At 61.1% G+C, this 15,263-nt stretch carries 16 protein-coding genes; 5 read left to right on the top strand and 11 right to left on the bottom strand.

From position 1 onward, the window contains the following. Positions 1–113 precede the first annotated feature (113 nt). Positions 114–515: a VOC family protein gene (locus tag ACUTQY_RS16135; protein WP_015377846.1), complete on the top strand. Its 402-nt coding sequence runs from the start codon at positions 114–116 to the stop codon at positions 513–515. Next, entirely contained in the window at positions 515–1,051 is a 537-nt protein-coding gene (locus ACUTQY_RS16140; protein ID WP_169539571.1) for a dihydrofolate reductase family protein, read from the top strand. The genes ACUTQY_RS16135 and ACUTQY_RS16140 overlap by 1 nt, the downstream gene beginning before the upstream one ends. On the opposite strand, the gene ACUTQY_RS16145 is transcribed toward ACUTQY_RS16140, so the two are convergent. The 3 genes from ACUTQY_RS16145 to ACUTQY_RS16155 form a co-directional block, all read right to left on the bottom strand. Next, positions 1,036–2,430 (bottom strand): MFS transporter, encoded by a 1,395-nt coding sequence (locus tag ACUTQY_RS16145; RefSeq protein ID WP_128868950.1) that lies wholly within the window; start codon positions 2,428–2,430, stop codon positions 1,036–1,038. The two genes, ACUTQY_RS16140 and ACUTQY_RS16145, sit on opposite strands and share 16 nt — an antisense overlap. 113 nt (positions 2,431–2,543) lie before the next feature. Next, positions 2,544–3,611: an oxidoreductase gene (locus ACUTQY_RS16150; RefSeq protein ID WP_033643030.1), complete on the bottom strand. Its 1,068-nt coding sequence runs from the start codon at positions 3,609–3,611 to the stop codon at positions 2,544–2,546. A 12-nt stretch (positions 3,612–3,623) separates the two neighbouring features. Then, complete coding sequence (locus tag ACUTQY_RS16155; protein ID WP_033643029.1) at positions 3,624–4,373, bottom strand: DeoR/GlpR family DNA-binding transcription regulator; 750 nt, start codon at positions 4,371–4,373, stop codon at positions 3,624–3,626. 151 nt (positions 4,374–4,524) lie between these two features. Here ACUTQY_RS16155 and ACUTQY_RS16160 point away from each other — a divergent pair, with 151 nt between their 5' ends. After that, the gene (locus tag ACUTQY_RS16160) at positions 4,525–5,403 is read left to right on the top strand and encodes an alpha/beta hydrolase (RefSeq protein ID WP_046687020.1); all 879 of its coding nucleotides are present in this window, start codon (positions 4,525–4,527) and stop codon (positions 5,401–5,403) included. 60 nt (positions 5,404–5,463) lie between these two features. Here ACUTQY_RS16160 and ACUTQY_RS16165 read toward each other — a convergent pair whose 3' ends face one another. The 3 genes from ACUTQY_RS16165 to ACUTQY_RS16175 form a co-directional block, all read right to left on the bottom strand. After that, complete coding sequence (locus ACUTQY_RS16165) at positions 5,464–5,598, bottom strand: AcrZ family multidrug efflux pump-associated protein (protein ID WP_033643027.1); 135 nt, start codon at positions 5,596–5,598, stop codon at positions 5,464–5,466. A 193-nt stretch (positions 5,599–5,791) separates the two neighbouring features. Further along, complete coding sequence (locus tag ACUTQY_RS16170; RefSeq protein WP_033650438.1) at positions 5,792–6,262, bottom strand: Rrf2 family transcriptional regulator; 471 nt, start codon at positions 6,260–6,262, stop codon at positions 5,792–5,794. Between the two features lie 131 nt (positions 6,263–6,393). Then, the gene (locus ACUTQY_RS16175) at positions 6,394–6,789 is read right to left on the bottom strand and encodes a DUF427 domain-containing protein (protein ID WP_042784460.1); all 396 of its coding nucleotides are present in this window, start codon (positions 6,787–6,789) and stop codon (positions 6,394–6,396) included. A gap of 231 nt (positions 6,790–7,020) precedes the next feature. Here ACUTQY_RS16175 and osmB point away from each other — a divergent pair, with 231 nt between their 5' ends. Then, a complete protein-coding gene (gene osmB, locus ACUTQY_RS16180; RefSeq protein WP_004940700.1) occupies positions 7,021–7,233 on the top strand; it encodes an osmotically-inducible lipoprotein OsmB in 213 nt (70 codons plus the stop codon). A gap of 155 nt (positions 7,234–7,388) precedes the next feature. Here osmB and ACUTQY_RS16185 read toward each other — a convergent pair whose 3' ends face one another. The 3 genes from ACUTQY_RS16185 to mrdA form a co-directional block, all read right to left on the bottom strand. Continuing rightward, entirely contained in the window at positions 7,389–9,014 is a 1,626-nt protein-coding gene (locus ACUTQY_RS16185; RefSeq protein ID WP_046687019.1) for a methyl-accepting chemotaxis protein, read from the bottom strand. Between the two features lie 332 nt (positions 9,015–9,346). Beyond that, positions 9,347–11,065, bottom strand: a complete 1,719-nt coding sequence (locus tag ACUTQY_RS16190) for a penicillin-binding transpeptidase domain-containing protein (protein WP_033643023.1) — start codon at positions 11,063–11,065, stop codon at positions 9,347–9,349. Positions 11,066–11,172: 107 nt separating this feature from the next. Next, the gene (gene mrdA, locus ACUTQY_RS16195) at positions 11,173–13,098 is read right to left on the bottom strand and encodes a penicillin-binding protein 2 (RefSeq protein ID WP_033643022.1); all 1,926 of its coding nucleotides are present in this window, start codon (positions 13,096–13,098) and stop codon (positions 11,173–11,175) included. A 296-nt stretch (positions 13,099–13,394) separates the two neighbouring features. Here mrdA and ACUTQY_RS16200 point away from each other — a divergent pair, with 296 nt between their 5' ends. Further along, the gene (locus ACUTQY_RS16200) at positions 13,395–13,676 is read left to right on the top strand and encodes a YjcB family protein (protein WP_033650442.1); all 282 of its coding nucleotides are present in this window, start codon (positions 13,395–13,397) and stop codon (positions 13,674–13,676) included. A gap of 37 nt (positions 13,677–13,713) precedes the next feature. On the opposite strand, the gene ACUTQY_RS16205 is transcribed toward ACUTQY_RS16200, so the two are convergent. Further along, entirely contained in the window at positions 13,714–14,163 is a 450-nt protein-coding gene (locus ACUTQY_RS16205) for a MarR family winged helix-turn-helix transcriptional regulator (protein WP_046687018.1), read from the bottom strand. A gap of 92 nt (positions 14,164–14,255) precedes the next feature. Then, positions 14,256–15,218: an FUSC family protein gene (locus ACUTQY_RS16210; RefSeq protein WP_046687017.1), complete on the bottom strand. Its 963-nt coding sequence runs from the start codon at positions 15,216–15,218 to the stop codon at positions 14,256–14,258. Between the last annotated feature and the right edge of the window lie 45 nt (positions 15,219–15,263).

Raw genomic sequence — 15,263 nt, forward strand, 5'->3', positions numbered from 1 at the left:
GCCCCCCTGCGCGCGTCCCTAATCCGAATCCTCCACCGCGGTCTGTCCATCCTGCGCTATCGCTGCTACTGTTTTATCCGTTCATTATTCTCTCTTGGGAAAGGAAACGCGCCATGTTCAGCCATATTACCGTCGGCGTCAGCGATCTGGACGCCGCCGCCGCGTTCTACGACGCCATTTTGTTGCCATTGGGTTTACAACGGCGGGAAGTGACGCCGGACGGCGGCCCCGCCGCCCGCTGCTGGGTGATGCCGGGCCAAACGCTGCCGCGGTTTTATGCCTACCAACCCTTCGACAGACAGCCCGCCAGCGCCGGCAACGGCAGCATGCTGGCCTTTCTCGCCGCCGACGAGCTGGCGGTTAAACGCGCCTACGCCGCCGGCCTGCTGGCGGGTGGCAGCAGTGAAGGCGAACCCGGCGAGCGCGCGCACTACGGCAAAGGCTATTTCGGCGCTTACCTGCGCGATCCCGACGGCAACAAGGTCCATGTGGTTTACCGCGGAGATCTCGCCTGATGAAATGCTCGGTTTACATCGCCACCAGCGTAGACGGATTCATTGCCGGCCCCGACGGCGACATCGATTGGCTGCTGCGGCCCGAGTACGCGGTGTCGTTGCTCAATGGCCTGAGTTTTGAAGCGTTTATCGCCGACATCGACGCGCTGGTGATGGGCCGCCATACCTATGAAAAAGTCCGCGCCTTTCCCGAATGGCCCTATGGAGAACTGCCGGTGGTGGTACTGTCGACGCAATCCGCACCGCACGGCGCAGAGCCTGTCCGCTGGATGAGCGGCGAACCGGCCAGCGTCGTGGCGCGGTTGGCCGAGGCCGGCTGCCGTCACCTGTATATCGACGGCGGCCAGACCGTGCAGCGTTTCCTGCAGGCCGGGTTGATCGACGAATTGACGATTACGCGCGTGCCGCTGCTGCTGGGCGGCGGCATTCCCTTGTTCGGCGCCGATGCCCCTGAGCAGCGCCTGCGTCTGCTCGCCGTCACCCAGTCGGACAACGGTTTCGTGCAAGAACGCTACGCCGTTCAGCGCGCGTCATAACGCAGCGCCAGTCGGCGGCCGCCGAAGGCGATAAGTAATGCCGCCAACGCCAGCAACGCCGCCGCGCCGTAGGTGACGCGCATGCCGTAAGCCGCGGCCGCCGCGGCGCCCGCCACCCGCTGCGAGGCCAGATAAAACAGCGCCCCCATCGCCGACGCGCCGGTGATCGCCCCCAGATTGCGCGCCAGATTGACCATGCCGGCGATCAACCCGCGTCGTTCGGGAAACAGGTCCTTCATCAGCACCGTGTTGTTGGCCACCTGAAACAGCGCATAACCGGCGGTCAACAGCGCGATCGGCGCGACATAGCCGAGTACGCCCCAGCGGCACAGCAGCGACAGCAATCCCGCCCCGGCGGCCACTGCCGCCAGCCCAAGCTGGGCGATGCGTTGCGATCCAAAGCGATCCACCAGATAACCCGCCGGAATACCGGTCAGGATCGCCACCGCCGGCCCCGCCGACATCACCAGCCCCACCTGCGCGGCGCTTAACCCCAGCGCGCGCGACAGATAAAACGGCCCGACCACCAGCGTGGCGGTCATCACCGTCATGACCAACGCGCTGGCCGCCAGCCCCGCCGTCAGGGCCGGATGGCGAAACATCGTCGGCGCCAACAGCGGCGACACGGCGCGGCGTTCCACGCGGATAAACAACCCTGCCGCCAACAGAGCGCCCAACATCAACGCCAGGTTAAGCGCGCCGAAATCACCGCGTCCCAGAGTCATCGCCAGCGAGTAGCAAAGCAATGCGCCGCCCAGCAGCAGCGTGCCAGCGCGGTCGAACGGTTCAGGGCGCGTCGCCGCCCGCGCCCCATCCGGCAAGTATCGCCAGGCGAGCCACAGCGCCAGCAGCCCCAGCGGCAGGTTGATCAGGAATATCGTTCGCCAGCCGAAGCCGGCGATCAGCGCGCCGCCCAACGACGGCCCCAGCGCGGTGCCCACGGCCGACATAGTGCCGAGCAGCCCCATCGCGCGGCCGATCTTTTCCGTGCCCAGCGCCTCGCCCGCCAGCGCCATGGTGATTGACATCATGACTGCGCCCCCCAGCCCCTGCGCCAGGCGCGCCGCCAGCAGCAGCCACAGCTGCGGAGCCAACGCACAAGCCAGCGAAGCGGCGGTAAACAGCGCGATGCCCGCCAGCAGCAGGCGGCGGCGATTGAGGCTGTCACCCAAGCGGCCGATGCCGATGATGCAGGTGGTGACGGCCAGCAAATAGCAGAGCAGCACCCACTGCACTGCCTGGAACGAGGCATGGAATGCGGTGGCGAGCGCCGGCAGCCCGACGTTGGCGATGCTGATGCCGAGCGATGACAGCAGCATACACAGAGAAAGTGCGGCCAGTATGCCGCGGATGCCCTGCGGCGAGGGATGGGATAACATGATAAGCACTCCTGACATAGACTGAGGCTTAGCCTATGTCAGGGGCTGGGATGGCGGAAGACGCATGCGATGCACTGTATCAATGCATCTGACGCCTTATCTGGCGCGATGCGTTACCAGGCGGCGATCTCCGCCTCGGTGAGCGGCAGCGTTTGGGTTACGCCGGTTTCCGCCGCCAGCGTGGCCGCTTCCAGCACCGCCATCACCGCCAGCGCCTGCGAAGCGGTGACCGGATTGGCGCCGGCGCCGCGCAGCGCGTCACGCACCTGGACGTAATATTGGCGCTGATCGCCATCCGGCGTCGGCAGCGTGCGCACCGGTTCCGTGCCGATAAACAAGCTCATCGCGTCGTCGTCTTTACCCCACTCAGCCGAACCCGGCGTTACGCCGGTCAGCAGTTGGCTCTCCTGCCCGTCGGCGCGCGCTTTGACCACGCTGCCTTTATCGCCGTGCACGGTAAAGCGCGCGACGCCGCCCGCCACCAGCATGCTGCCATGCAAAATCACGCGGTGCGTCGGGTAGTTCAGCACCACATGCGCCCAGTCATTGATCTGCGCATTGGCGCGCAGCGTGGCGATGTTGGCCTGCACGCTGTGCGGCAAACCGAACAGCTGCAGCGCCTGATCGACCATGTGCGGCCCCAGATCGAACCACAGCCCGCTGCCCGGCAGATTCTGCTCGCGCCAGCGCACCCGCACTTCGGGGCGGTAACGATCGATGTGCGACTCAAAGTGCGTCACCTTGCCGATCAGTCCCTGCTCGATCACCTGCTTCACGCCCAGGAAATCGCTGTCCCAGCGGCGATTCTGGAATACCGACAGCAGACGGCCGTGTTTCTCCGCCGCGGCAATCAGCGTGCGCGCCTGCGCCAAATCCAGCGTAAACGGCTTATCCACCACCACGTGCTTGCCCGCTTCCAGCGCAGCCAGCGCCAGCGGCGCATGGGTGGCGTTCGGCGAAGCAATCACCACCAGGTCCACTTCCGGCAAGCGGATCGCCTCCAGCGGATCGGCGATCACGCGCACGTGCGGCAGATCGGCATGGACTTTGGCGGCATCGCGCGAAGCCACCACGCTCAGCACCAGACCCGGCACCGCGTTAATCAGCGGCGCATGAAACGCCTTGCCGACAAAGCCGTAACCAATCAGCGCCACCTGCAACGGTTGAGCGTTATCGTTCATCAGGGTTCTCCTCTAGCGGTCGTCGGCGACGACACAAAGTTCAATCATTGATTGCTCGTCCAGGTTATCCCACGGGCGATCGGTAAACAGGCGTTGGATCTGCGCCAGATCCGCCACGTGATGCGGCTCGCAGCGATCCAGCTTCATATGGTCGGCCACCAGCCAGCGCTCGCCGCTGTTGGCCAGCATGGCGCGTTTAACCTCTGCATCAGCCTCTTCGCCGGCGCTCAGCCCCAGCTGAGAATGCACCGCGCAGGCGCCCAGCAAAGCGATGTCCGCGCGGTAGCGTTCCAGCAACGCCAGCGTCGCGCTGCCGGCGAACAGCCGTTGGCGCGCGTCCCACTGGCCGCCGAGCAGGATCAGTTGGATCTCCGGCTTATCGCTCAGGCACTGCGCGATATCCAGCGAGGCGGTGATCACCGTCGCCGGGCCGCGCAACGCTTGCGCCACCGCCAACAGCGTACTGCCCGCATCCAGCATCAGGGTACTGCCGGGCGGGATCTGCGCGGCCACCGCGCGGCCGAGCCGCTGCTTGACCAGCGGCAACAGCGCCGCGCGCGCCTGGCGCGGCATGCCGGACGGTTCGAGCGCTATCGCGCCGCCGTGATGTTTCTGCGCCAACCCCTGCCGCTCGAGATCGGCCAAGTCGCGGCGCACGGTATCGACCGAAACACCGATGGCGCTGGCCAATTCCGCCACCGCCGCCTGACCGCGTTCGCTGAGCAAATCCAGTAAATGGCGCTGTCGTGCCGCTTTGTGCATGGGATTATTCCGCATTAAAAAATGCATAAAACGGCAATATACAGCAGATAACAGCATTGGAGAAGCCGCAATTGTGCGCACCGGAGATCAAACATCTTTTCCCCTGCGGGACGATGATGAAGACATAACGCATAACAATCCGGAGAAACGCATGAACATCGATCTGACGTTTGAAGACCTGAGCGCCCGCGCCGCGCAATACAACGCCCGCGCTTCGGTGGAGGATTTTGACGCCTGCATGGCGGACTATGCCGCGCTGGCGCAGCGCGCCAAAGCGCAGACGCCGGGCATTTACGATCTGCGCTACGGCATGAGCGCCGCCGAGCGTCTCGATCTGTTCCCGGCCAGCGCACAGCCCGCCCCGCTGCTGATCTTTATCCATGGCGGCTACTGGCATTCGCAGCGCAAAGAGGAAGCCTGCTCGATGGCCGCCGCGTTCGCCCGCCGCGGTGTGGCGGTCGCCACGCTGGAATATACGCTGGCGCCGGAAGCGACGCTGGCGGAGATCGTGCATGAGGTGCGCAGCGCCATCGCCTGGCTTTATCATCACGGGGCACCGTTCGGCATCGATCCGGCGCGCATTTTCGTCAGCGGCAGTTCGGCCGGCGGCCACCTGTGCGGCATGCTGATCGCCGACGGCTGGCAGCAACGCTATCGCCTGCCGCCCGATGCAATCAAAGGCGCGCTGGCGCTGAGCGGCCTCTACGATCTGCGCCCGCTGTGCGATATCTACATCAACGACTGGCTGCACCTGACGCCCGAACAGGCGCAAACTCTCAGCCCGCTGTTTTTGCTGCCGGCGAAAGCGCATGCGCCGCAGATCCTGCTCGACGTCGGCCACCGCGAAACCCAAGGCTTCAAAAACCAGACGCAGGCCTATTATGACGCCTGCCTGGCGCGCGGCCTCGACGTCCACCTGCTGGCCGACCGCCACTGCAATCACTTTACGCTGGTCAACGAGCTGGCGGATGCGGAAAGCGCGATGTTTCGGCAGGTGATGGCGATGATCGACGCAACGGCGCGTTCATAGAGAGAAAGGGGGAAATAAGGGAGTTATAGCCGGGGGCCGATAGCCCCCAAGCATACAGATTCAGCCGTTTTTGCGGCCGATAGCGGAAAAGACGTTGAACACTTCACCCAGGCCGTAAATCGCGCCGAGCAAGACGGCCACCATTACCGGCACCAGGACCACCACGGTGGCCAAGCTTTCAATCATTTCTAACATCGTTCTCTCCTGGTTTATAAGCACAGCGAATCTGCGCCGGAAGAAAAGGTTTCCGGCCAAACGGTCGATTATCGTGGGGAGGCAGTCTAAAACGTGAGCTACATCACACTTGATGCGAGCTAATGTAACTTACACAATTACATTAACGCAATGCAAAAAATGCTCTGCGCGGAACGGGGTTTGGCGTGATTTTTTATTGCGTATCTGCTTGATATTGCGGTGAACAAGGGACGAAGGGATAGCCGGCGCGCAGCTCAACCTGCCCGGCCATTTCGGCGATGCTGGTCTGTGCCAGGCTGGCTTCCAGCGCGTGGCCGACGCGCGCAAACTCTTGCTCCAGCACCGGGGTAATGGCGTGGCCGATATAGCACGCCTCGTTAGGCCGGGTGCGATGCAGCGTGAAATAAGGTTGATCCTCCACCGCGCGATACACGTCCAGCAAAGAAATCGCTTCCGCCGGCCGCGCCAACAGCGCCCCGCCGCCTTGCCCCATCTGCGAATAGGTCAGCCCCGCCTCCGCCAACGCCCCGAGAATGCGCCGCACCACCGTCGGATTGGTGTTGACGCTGCGGGCGATATCTTCGGAACGCACCGTCTGGCCGCGACACAGCGTGATGTTGGTCAGAATATGGATGGCAACGGCAAATCGCGTAGAGGTAGACACCTTGGCACCTGCTCAGAGTTTCGCTTATGTCGGATTGAAACATAAGGAAAGCGTATCAATTTCCGGTAATACACATAATGAGTAGGGATAAGTGGAATGTCAACCTGCCCCCGCCCGAAGGCGGCGGCGGCTCAGGCTTCGGTACGGATCGCCGTGACTTTGTCGGGATAAAATGCCAGATGATCCTTGATCGCCACCACGGCGTTGTAAGGCATTTCATAGCTCCAGGCCGCATTGTCCCCCTGCGGGCCGTTCAGCGTGAGGGAGAAATAACTGCAGTCGCCCTTATAAGGGCAGTAGCTCACGTGCGTGCTTTTATGCAGCAGCGCCATATTCACATCCTCACGCGGAAAGTAAAACACCGGCGGATAGTTGGCTTCCTGCAAGATGAGCACATGACGGCTGTCGGCCAGGATTTGGCCGGCGCCGCGCACCACGACCCGCGTCGGATGGCGGGTCAGCGTAATCGGATGGTCCGGGCCGGGAATTTTCACCGGTTTGCCGGATGCGGAAACGAGCTCGGACATGGCGGCCTCCAGCGTGTGCGCCCCGCCCCTCGTGAGGCGTCTTCCCAGTATAGCCGAACGGTTTTGCCGACGGCCGCACATTCGGCGAGCGATCGCTTTTCACCGCGCTAAAATTAAGAATTTTTACCTGTTCGATTTTCTTTCGGAGGAATACATTCATCCCAACTTCTACCGGCGAGTTAATCGGATTATTTTTAATCCATTAATTAGCCAATTTACCAGGAACTCATTATGAATATTAAACGTGCCGCGGGTGTGTTGGTGGTGGTAATGGCGACGCTTTCCGTTACCGCATGTGGGCATATGTCCAATCGCGATCGCAACACGGCGATCGGTGCGGGCGTCGGCGCCGTGGGCGGCGCGGTATTGACCGACGGCAGCACGCTGGGCACCCTCGGCGGCGCAGCGCTGGGCGGCATCATCGGCCACCAGACCAGCCGTTAATTCTCCCGCCAAAAATAACCTCCGCAGGCCGACGCTTTTTTAATCCACACGCGCCGACCTGCTTTTATTTACTCCGCTGAAATTCCTCAGGGAGCGAACCTAAATAAATAACGTTAAGCGCGGCTTTATTATTCATTAACCTGCGCCAGGGGTATTTATTGCGCCGGCAGCCTGAAACGCGCCATCGCTTTTTCCAATCGTTCCGATTTGCCCTGCAGCAACTGCGAAGCCTCGGTCACCGCGTTCACCACGGCGCCGGTTTGCCGCGCCACCTGATTCAGCCCGGCGATGCGCGCCGTCACGTCCTGAATGCTCTCCCCCTGATTGAGCGACGCCAGCGAGATCTCCCCCATCAGTGCGCTAAACGTGTTCACCAGATCGATAATTTGACGCAAATTGCCCGCCAGCAGATCCACCGCTTGCGACCCCTGATCGATTTGCTGCAACGAGCGGTTGATCAGCTGCTGAATATCGCGCGTAGACTGGCTGCTCTTCTGCGCCAGCAGGCCCACTTCTTTAGCGACAATGGCGAAACCGCGGCCGTGAACGCCGGCGTGCGCGGCCTCGATCGCCGCATTCAGCGCCAGAATATTGGTCTGAAACGCCACGCTGTCGATCAGCGCCACAATGCCGCGCATCTCGGCCGATTGGTTGACGATCCCTTGCATCGAGACGTTGACGGTTTGCATCATCTTTTCACCGGCGCCGGCGCACTGCCTGGCCTGTTCGGTGCGTTGATTGGCCAGCTGCGCGTATTGGCCGTTTTCTTCCACCCGCGCCGCCAACTGCTGCACGTGCTCGGTCGCCAACTGCAATTCGCCGTCCTGCTTCGCCGACTGCGCCGTCAACTGTCGATTGCCGTCCGCCAGCCGCCCGACGCCGTTCAGGATCCCGCTCGCCGCATCGCGCACCTCACTCACCAGCCGCTGCAGGCCGTTTTGCATGTGGCCAATGCTGGTTTGCAACTGACGCATTTCGCGGTTAACCGCCCGTTCAGGCGGCAACGGCCGCGAAAGATCGCCGGCGGCCAGCACGTTGAGATGGGCGATCGCCCTTTGCAACGGTGCAATCACCCAACGAGCAACGCCGAACCACACGCCCAAGGCGATCAGCGCCAACGCCGCGAGCGCGCCAAGCGCATAGGTTTTGGCCTGCTCCAGCGCCGCCAATTGCCGCACGTTGACGTCATCGCCGCGTCGTTCGTTCAGCGCCTGATAAGCGAGATACTTCTCGTTGAAATCTGCCTGAAAAGCCTGGATCGGCACGGCGAAAAACGCATCGATGCTGTCGCTGCGTTGCAGCCCTTGCGCCTGCTCCTTCAGACCGTCATAGAACAGGCGATAACTGCCTTTCAGGGCGTCAGCGGCCTCGGGCGCCGTCGCGCTCAGGCGCTCAAACCGGGCGAAGGCCTGCTCTGAAGCCTGCAACGCCGCCAGCGATTCATCCAGCAGGCTATGCCAGCTGCCGTCGGAGCCGGTGGCTTTATCCTGCAGATAGTAAATGCCCGCACGGTTCAGGGTATCGCTGGCCGTCAGCAGCGACAGCCTGGCGCGATCCATCGCCGCCTGCTGGCGATGCAAGGCGTCGCCCGTCACCAGGTTAATCTTGGCGTCGCGCAGAATATTGGAAATAAATACGGTGGAAAACAATTGCAGCAGAGAAAATAGCGCGATAACGCAAATTACGCCGCTTAATAACCCCATGCTTTTGCCGAAGCCAAACGCGCGCGGCAGCGCGGGCGCAGGTTTTGCCCCGCGGCCAAGTGTCAGTTTTATGTTCATGATTTTTAGTCGGTAATACCAGGATGCCGCGAGTCTAACGAGCATTGATGACACGACGATTACAGCCCCCATAGACGGGTGTTGCCGGGTTCGGAATGCGTTGAAATCATGTTAAGGCGTGAACGAAAGAGGGAATTGTCTTGGTGAGAAAATAAGCTTCTCTGCGAATCGCCAAATAAGAAATATTATTTTAGAAACAGAGAAATTCATTCAAGTCGAATATCAATCAATATTTCAAGGCATATCCATAATAAATACTGCCGTAGGTTAAACTCGTTGTATTGAAGCGTGGGTCAGACATTTTCTGACCCACTCACTTCCCGCTTAAATCCTCACCCTTTAACCGACGACACCACATTGAGCGGCTGGGCATCCGGCAGGATATTCATGTGCTCCAGCACCTGGGCCATGATCTTGCCGAACACCGGCCCGGCTACCGAGCCGCCGAAGTGCTTGCCGGCTTTCGGGTTGTTGACCATCACCACCAGCGCTACCTGCGGATCGCTGGCCGGCGCCACGCCGGCGGTATAGTTGATATAGCCGCCGTCGTATTTGCCGCTGGGGCCCATTTTCTCGGCGGTACCGGTTTTGATCGCCAAACGGTAGCCGGGCACCGCAGCGCTCACCCCGCTGCCGCCCGGCAAGGCGTCGCTTTCCATCATATGCACCACGGACCTGACCGTATCGGCCGGCAAAATGCGTTGCCCCATCACCGGCGGCGTCACCTTAGTGATCGACAGCGGCCGATAAATGCCGAAGGAACCGATCGCGGCATACTCGCGCGCCATTTGCAGCGGCGTCACGCGCAGCCCATAGCCGAAGGAGAACGTGGCGCGTTCGATATCGGCCCAGCGCTCGCGATGCTGCGGCAGGTAGCCGCTGCTCTCGTTGCCGATGCCAAGCTCGGTCGGCCGCCCCAGGCCAAAGCTGCGGTAGACCGCCGGCAGCACCGTGGCCGGCAGCGCCAGCGCAATGTGCGATACCGCGATGTCGCTCGATTTTTGCAGCACGCCGGTGATGGTCAGCTTCGACCAGTGGCCGACGTCCTTAATCAGGTGACCGTTCACCCGATACGGCGTGGTGTCCAACACGGTATCCGGCCGAATCAGCTTATGTTCCAGCCCCACCATCACCACGACCGGCTTCACCGTCGAACCCGGTTCGAAGCTGTCGCTGCTGCACACGTTGCGGATATCTTTCGCCGGCGTGCTGCCATAGTTGTTCGGGTTGAACGACGGGTAGCTGGCCATGCCGAGGATTTCGCCGGTGTCGATTTTCACCAGCACCGCGCAGCCGGAGTCGGCCTGGTTAGCCACCACGCCGTCGCGGATCTGCGCATAGAGCACGTACTGAATAAATTTGTCGATGCTGAGCGTCACATTCGGCGGTGGAACCGGATCCACGCTTTTAATCACGCCGATCACCGCACCGCTGCCGTCCTTCTGGTAGACCCGCAGGCCGTTTTTACCCTGCAGCAACGGGTTGAAGCCCAGCTCGATGCCCTCCAGCCCCTGATTGTCCTGGCCGACGATGCCGATCAGTCCGGCCGCATCCTGGCCCATCGGATAGAAGCGGCTGAAATCCTGCTCGGTGCTGACGCCGGTCAGGTGCAGTTTGCTGATATAAGCGGCGTTGTCGTCCTCCACCTTGCGCGCCAGGTAGACAAAGCGTTTGTGCGCGTTGCTCTGGATCAGATGCTGCACGTCCGCCAGCGGGATCTTCAGCACGTTGGCCATGCTCTGCCAGCGTTCGTTGCCGGTATCGGTCTGGGTATCGAGAATATGCTTCGGATCCAGCACGATGTCTTTCGACGACACGCTGACCGCCAGCGCCTCATTGTTGCGATCGGTGATCATGGCGCGGTTGGTCGGCACTACCTGGGTGCGAATCGAGCGCTGATCTGCCTGGTTCGCCAACTGCTGGTGTTCCAGCAGTTGCAGGTAACCGACCCTGAACGCCAACAGAAAAAAACAGACCAGCATGCCGGCGCAAATCCAGCCGAAACGAACTGTGGAATAGGTTTTACCGCTCTTTTTGGTCGATGGCGCCACTGTTGTGTTAACCCTGCGTTTTTATTCGGTTTATCGTGTTATTTCAGTCTACCTTGCCGGAAATGGTCAGGAGATTGCAGTTTGTAAGAAAGTAAAAACAAACCGCATCACCGTTGCACATCCGCACTGTCGTTTAACTGCGGTTTAGTTTGCGCCGCGTCGCCGGGCTGGGGCGCGTTGGCCGGATCGAAAATGTGGTCGAGGATCGCGCGCGCGGTCGGCCCCGCCACCACGCCGTCGCCGCCGCCGTTTTCCAGGATCAGCGCCATCGCCACCCGGGGGTTTTTGTAGGGGGCGAACAGCGTATAAAAGATGTGATCGCGCAGCCGCACCGGAATCATTTTGGCGTTGTAAGTCTGGTTTTGCTTCAGGCTGAACACCTGCGAGGTGCCGGATTTAGCGGCAATCTGGTACGGCGCGGTATGGAACAGCTTGTATCCGGTGCCGTTCGGCAGGTTGGCCATGCCATACATGCCGTTGCGCACAATGCCCCAGTAAGGCGAACGGGGATCGCCAATCTGCAGCGCCTGCGTCGGCGGCTGATAACGCGTGACCCGGTTGCCCTGCTGCAGCGAATACAGCAGGTGCGGCGTTTTCACCTTACCGTTGTTGATCAGCGTAGTCAGCGCTTTCACCATCTGAATAGGCGTCGCTACCCAATATCCCTGGCCGATGCCGACCGATACCGTATCCCCCTGATACCAGACTTTTTTGTGCACCTTCAGCTTCCAGTCGCGGCTTGGCAGCACGCCGCGGTACTCTTCGTTCAGATCGATGCCGGTCGACTGGCCGTAACCAAACTGGCTCAGCCAATGGTGAATGCGATCGATGCCCATCTCATACGCCACCTGATAAAAGAAGGTATCGGCGGACTCTTCTATCGCTTTGGTGACGTTGAGCATGCCGTGACCGGTCTTCAGCCAGTCGCGATAGCGCCGCTCGGTGCCGGGCAGCGTCCAGGTCGGCGCGCCGAAAAAGGTGGTGGTGGGCGTGATCACCCCGGCAAACAGCGCCGAAACCGCCATGTAGGGCTTCACCGTCGACGCCGGCGGGTACAGCCCCTGGGTGACGCGGTTGATGAGCGGCAAATCCGGGTTGCGAAGCAGCGCCTTATAGGCCTGATAGCCGATGCCTTTGACGAAGGGATTGGGATCGTAACTGGGGCTGGAGACCATCGCCAGAATGCCGCCGTCGCGCGGATCTTCCACCACCACCGCGGCGCGTTGCCCCTTCAGCACCGATTCGATGTACTGCTGCAGCGGCAGATCCAGCGTCAGGTAGATGTTTTTGCCGGCCTGCGGCGGCTGCTCCTTCAGCAAGCGGATCACCCGCCCGTGGTTATCCACCTCCACCTCCTGATAGCCGGTGGTGCCGTGCAGCTCGGACTCGTAATAGGCCTCGATGCCCTGTTTGCCGATGTTGCGATCGGCGGCATAGTTCTCGCTCAACCCGGCCTTGTCCAGGCGCTTGAGATCGCTGTCGTTGATCTTCGACACGTAGCCCAGCACGTGCGCCAGCTGCGCGCCGTAAGGATATTCGCGCTGCTGATAGGTATCGATAGTCACCCCGTCGAAACGGTATTGATTGACGGCGAAACGCGCCACCTCGGTGTCGTTCAGCCCCGCTTTTAGCGTTATCGGCTTGTAGCGGCTGTTGTGGTGCATGTCGTCGCGAAACGCGCTGATATCTTCCGGCGTCAGATCTACGATCGGCGTCAACGCCTGCAGCAGCGCCGATATATCGGTGATTTTGCTGGGCGTGATCTCGATGCGATACAGTGTCACGTTTCGTACCAGCGGAATGCCGTTGCGATCGAAGATCAGCCCGCGGCTTGGGGCGATCGGCAACATCTTGATGTCATTCTGGTTGGAGCGCGTCTGGTAAAAGCCGTGCTGGCGAATTTGCAGCCGGTAGAGGTTGACGACCAGCGCGCCGAAACAGACCACCACCAGCGCCAGCGCCACGGCCGCCCGGCGGATAAACAGCATCTCTTCCGCGGAGTGGTCGCGAATTTTTTCTTTTAACAGGGCCATGCGGAGCCGATACCTTTTGCGTCACATTTCCCCGCAAAATCAGGGAACTGAAAAGCCGGCAAGCATAGCGTTATCGGGCGCGACGCCCCATGAAAAGGTTGCTAATGAAATGGCATAACTGTTTCAGCATATTGGAATGTTACCGGCGGCGATTTTTTCACCGCGCGCCCCATTGAGCCGCCGTTCCTCTCAATGCTACAATGTGATCCTTATCACACTATTACCGTTATTCTCCTCCGCATTTTCCTGTCGGCGCCCTGCCGGATGCGGCTTTTTGTTACATAGGATCGAGTTCGATGAGTACCATTGCCACCGGTTTAATCATGATGCGCTGGGAGTTGCTGAGCGCCGTGATGATGTTCTTCGCCAGCCAGTTAAACGTCGTTTGCCGTAAAACCAGCCGCAATGGCATGGCGTTCATGTTCAGCAGCCTGGGCCTGTTTACCGCCTGCTGGTTCGTGATGGGCCTGATGGGCATTCACTTCACCCTCGAAGCCTTCACCCAATTCTGGTCATCGGCCTGGGATCGCTACGTGGACGTGGTCAGCACCATGCCGGTCGATTGGCCGATGCCGTAATCTCGCCGCTGGGGGGCAACTCAGGCCGCCCCTGCAATCAGTTCGCTTCCGCAGACGGCGCCGCCGCCAGCCGCGCCATCAGCGCCCCCGCTTCGAGCAACAGCGCCTGCTCCCGCTCGGACAGACAGCTTTCCATCGCCGCCAACAACCACGCCTCGCGTCGGGCGCGGCTTTGCTGCAGCAAACCCAGCCCGGCGGACGTCAGCCGCACCCGCACCCGGCGTTTGTCTTCGGCATCCGGCGTGCGCACCAGCAGCCCATCGGCTTCCAGCTCGCGCAACGCGGCCGCCAGGTTTGAGGAGCGCATACGCTCCGACTCCGCCAGCAACGACGGCGTCGCCTCGCCGCCATGGCGATCGATAGCCCCCAACAGCATCAACTGGGCCCAGGATTTTTCGTCGCTGCGCGACTCGCGCCGCATGCGGCGCACCAGCGACATTAACTGCGTGCGCAGCAGCGTCACGTCTTCAGGATGATCTTTTTTCATTGGCATCAATAGATAACGATAGATTCAATCGTACTTTCACACCGGGGGCAGGAACGGTCAACCGAAATTGGCGCGAGAGAAACCCCAGGCCGCTATTTGCGCGCGCCGGGACTGGCCAGCAACGCGCCATCCATCAGGAAAGCGAACAGCAAACCGATACCGCCGCCGAGCAGCACATTAAACGCCCTTTCCGCCGCGATTTCCGGCGCTTTTCCGGCGATAATCAATGCACAGGCGATGCAGGCGCAACGCACGCCAAAGCCTAAGGCATAACGATGAAAAGAGACCAATGTCAGCATCGTGGCCACGGTAAGCAGTTCGTAGCCCATATCGCTATGCGGTATGAGATACCCCAGCAAAATGCCGGCGGGAACCCCCATCAACGCACCTGACGCCCGCTGACGAAGCTTATTGCGCGTGGTCGCCATATCGCCGGTGATCACGCTGACGGCCGACCAGATCACCCATTGACCATAATCGAGCTGCCGCCATTCGACGAGCGCGGCAGACAGCCCGACGGCAAAAATCACGGCCAACAGCGCTTCACCGCAGGCGACCCGGGCGCCAAATCCTTCGCTGCGGTGCAGTTTAAGGTAATGACGCCATGCATTTTCAAACGGCAGATAAGCCCGTTGCCGGTGCTCTATCAGCGCGAGCGCCAACACCGGCAAAGCGGCCACCCAGAGATAGGGAAACAGTGCCCAGGCGCGTTGGATCATTGGCGCGTGCGTGCCGCCTTCTGCAATCTCGCACGCCAGATAAAGGGCCGGGATAAAGATAAAATTACCCAAGGATCGCAATTTGCCGCCGCAGGCGGATATCCCCACCGCCGCCGCCGCCGCAAAAACGCATGCCAAAATGAAGGTCGCCGGCGCCCGCATGGCGTACAGCAACGTCATGAAAACCGACAGCAGCGCAGCCGCATGCAGCATGACGCCGAGCGGCGCCAACTCAACCCTTTCGAACACGATAAACAGCGATATGGTAACCACCGAAGCCTTCAGCCAGTCGACGTTTCCGGTCGCCAGAGTCAGCGCCAGCAGCGGCGCCAACATCCACGCGCCCCGCAGCAGCAGCCGCAGGTTGATTTCGGCACGCAG

This window comes from Serratia sp. TSA_130.1 (assembly GCF_052691795.1).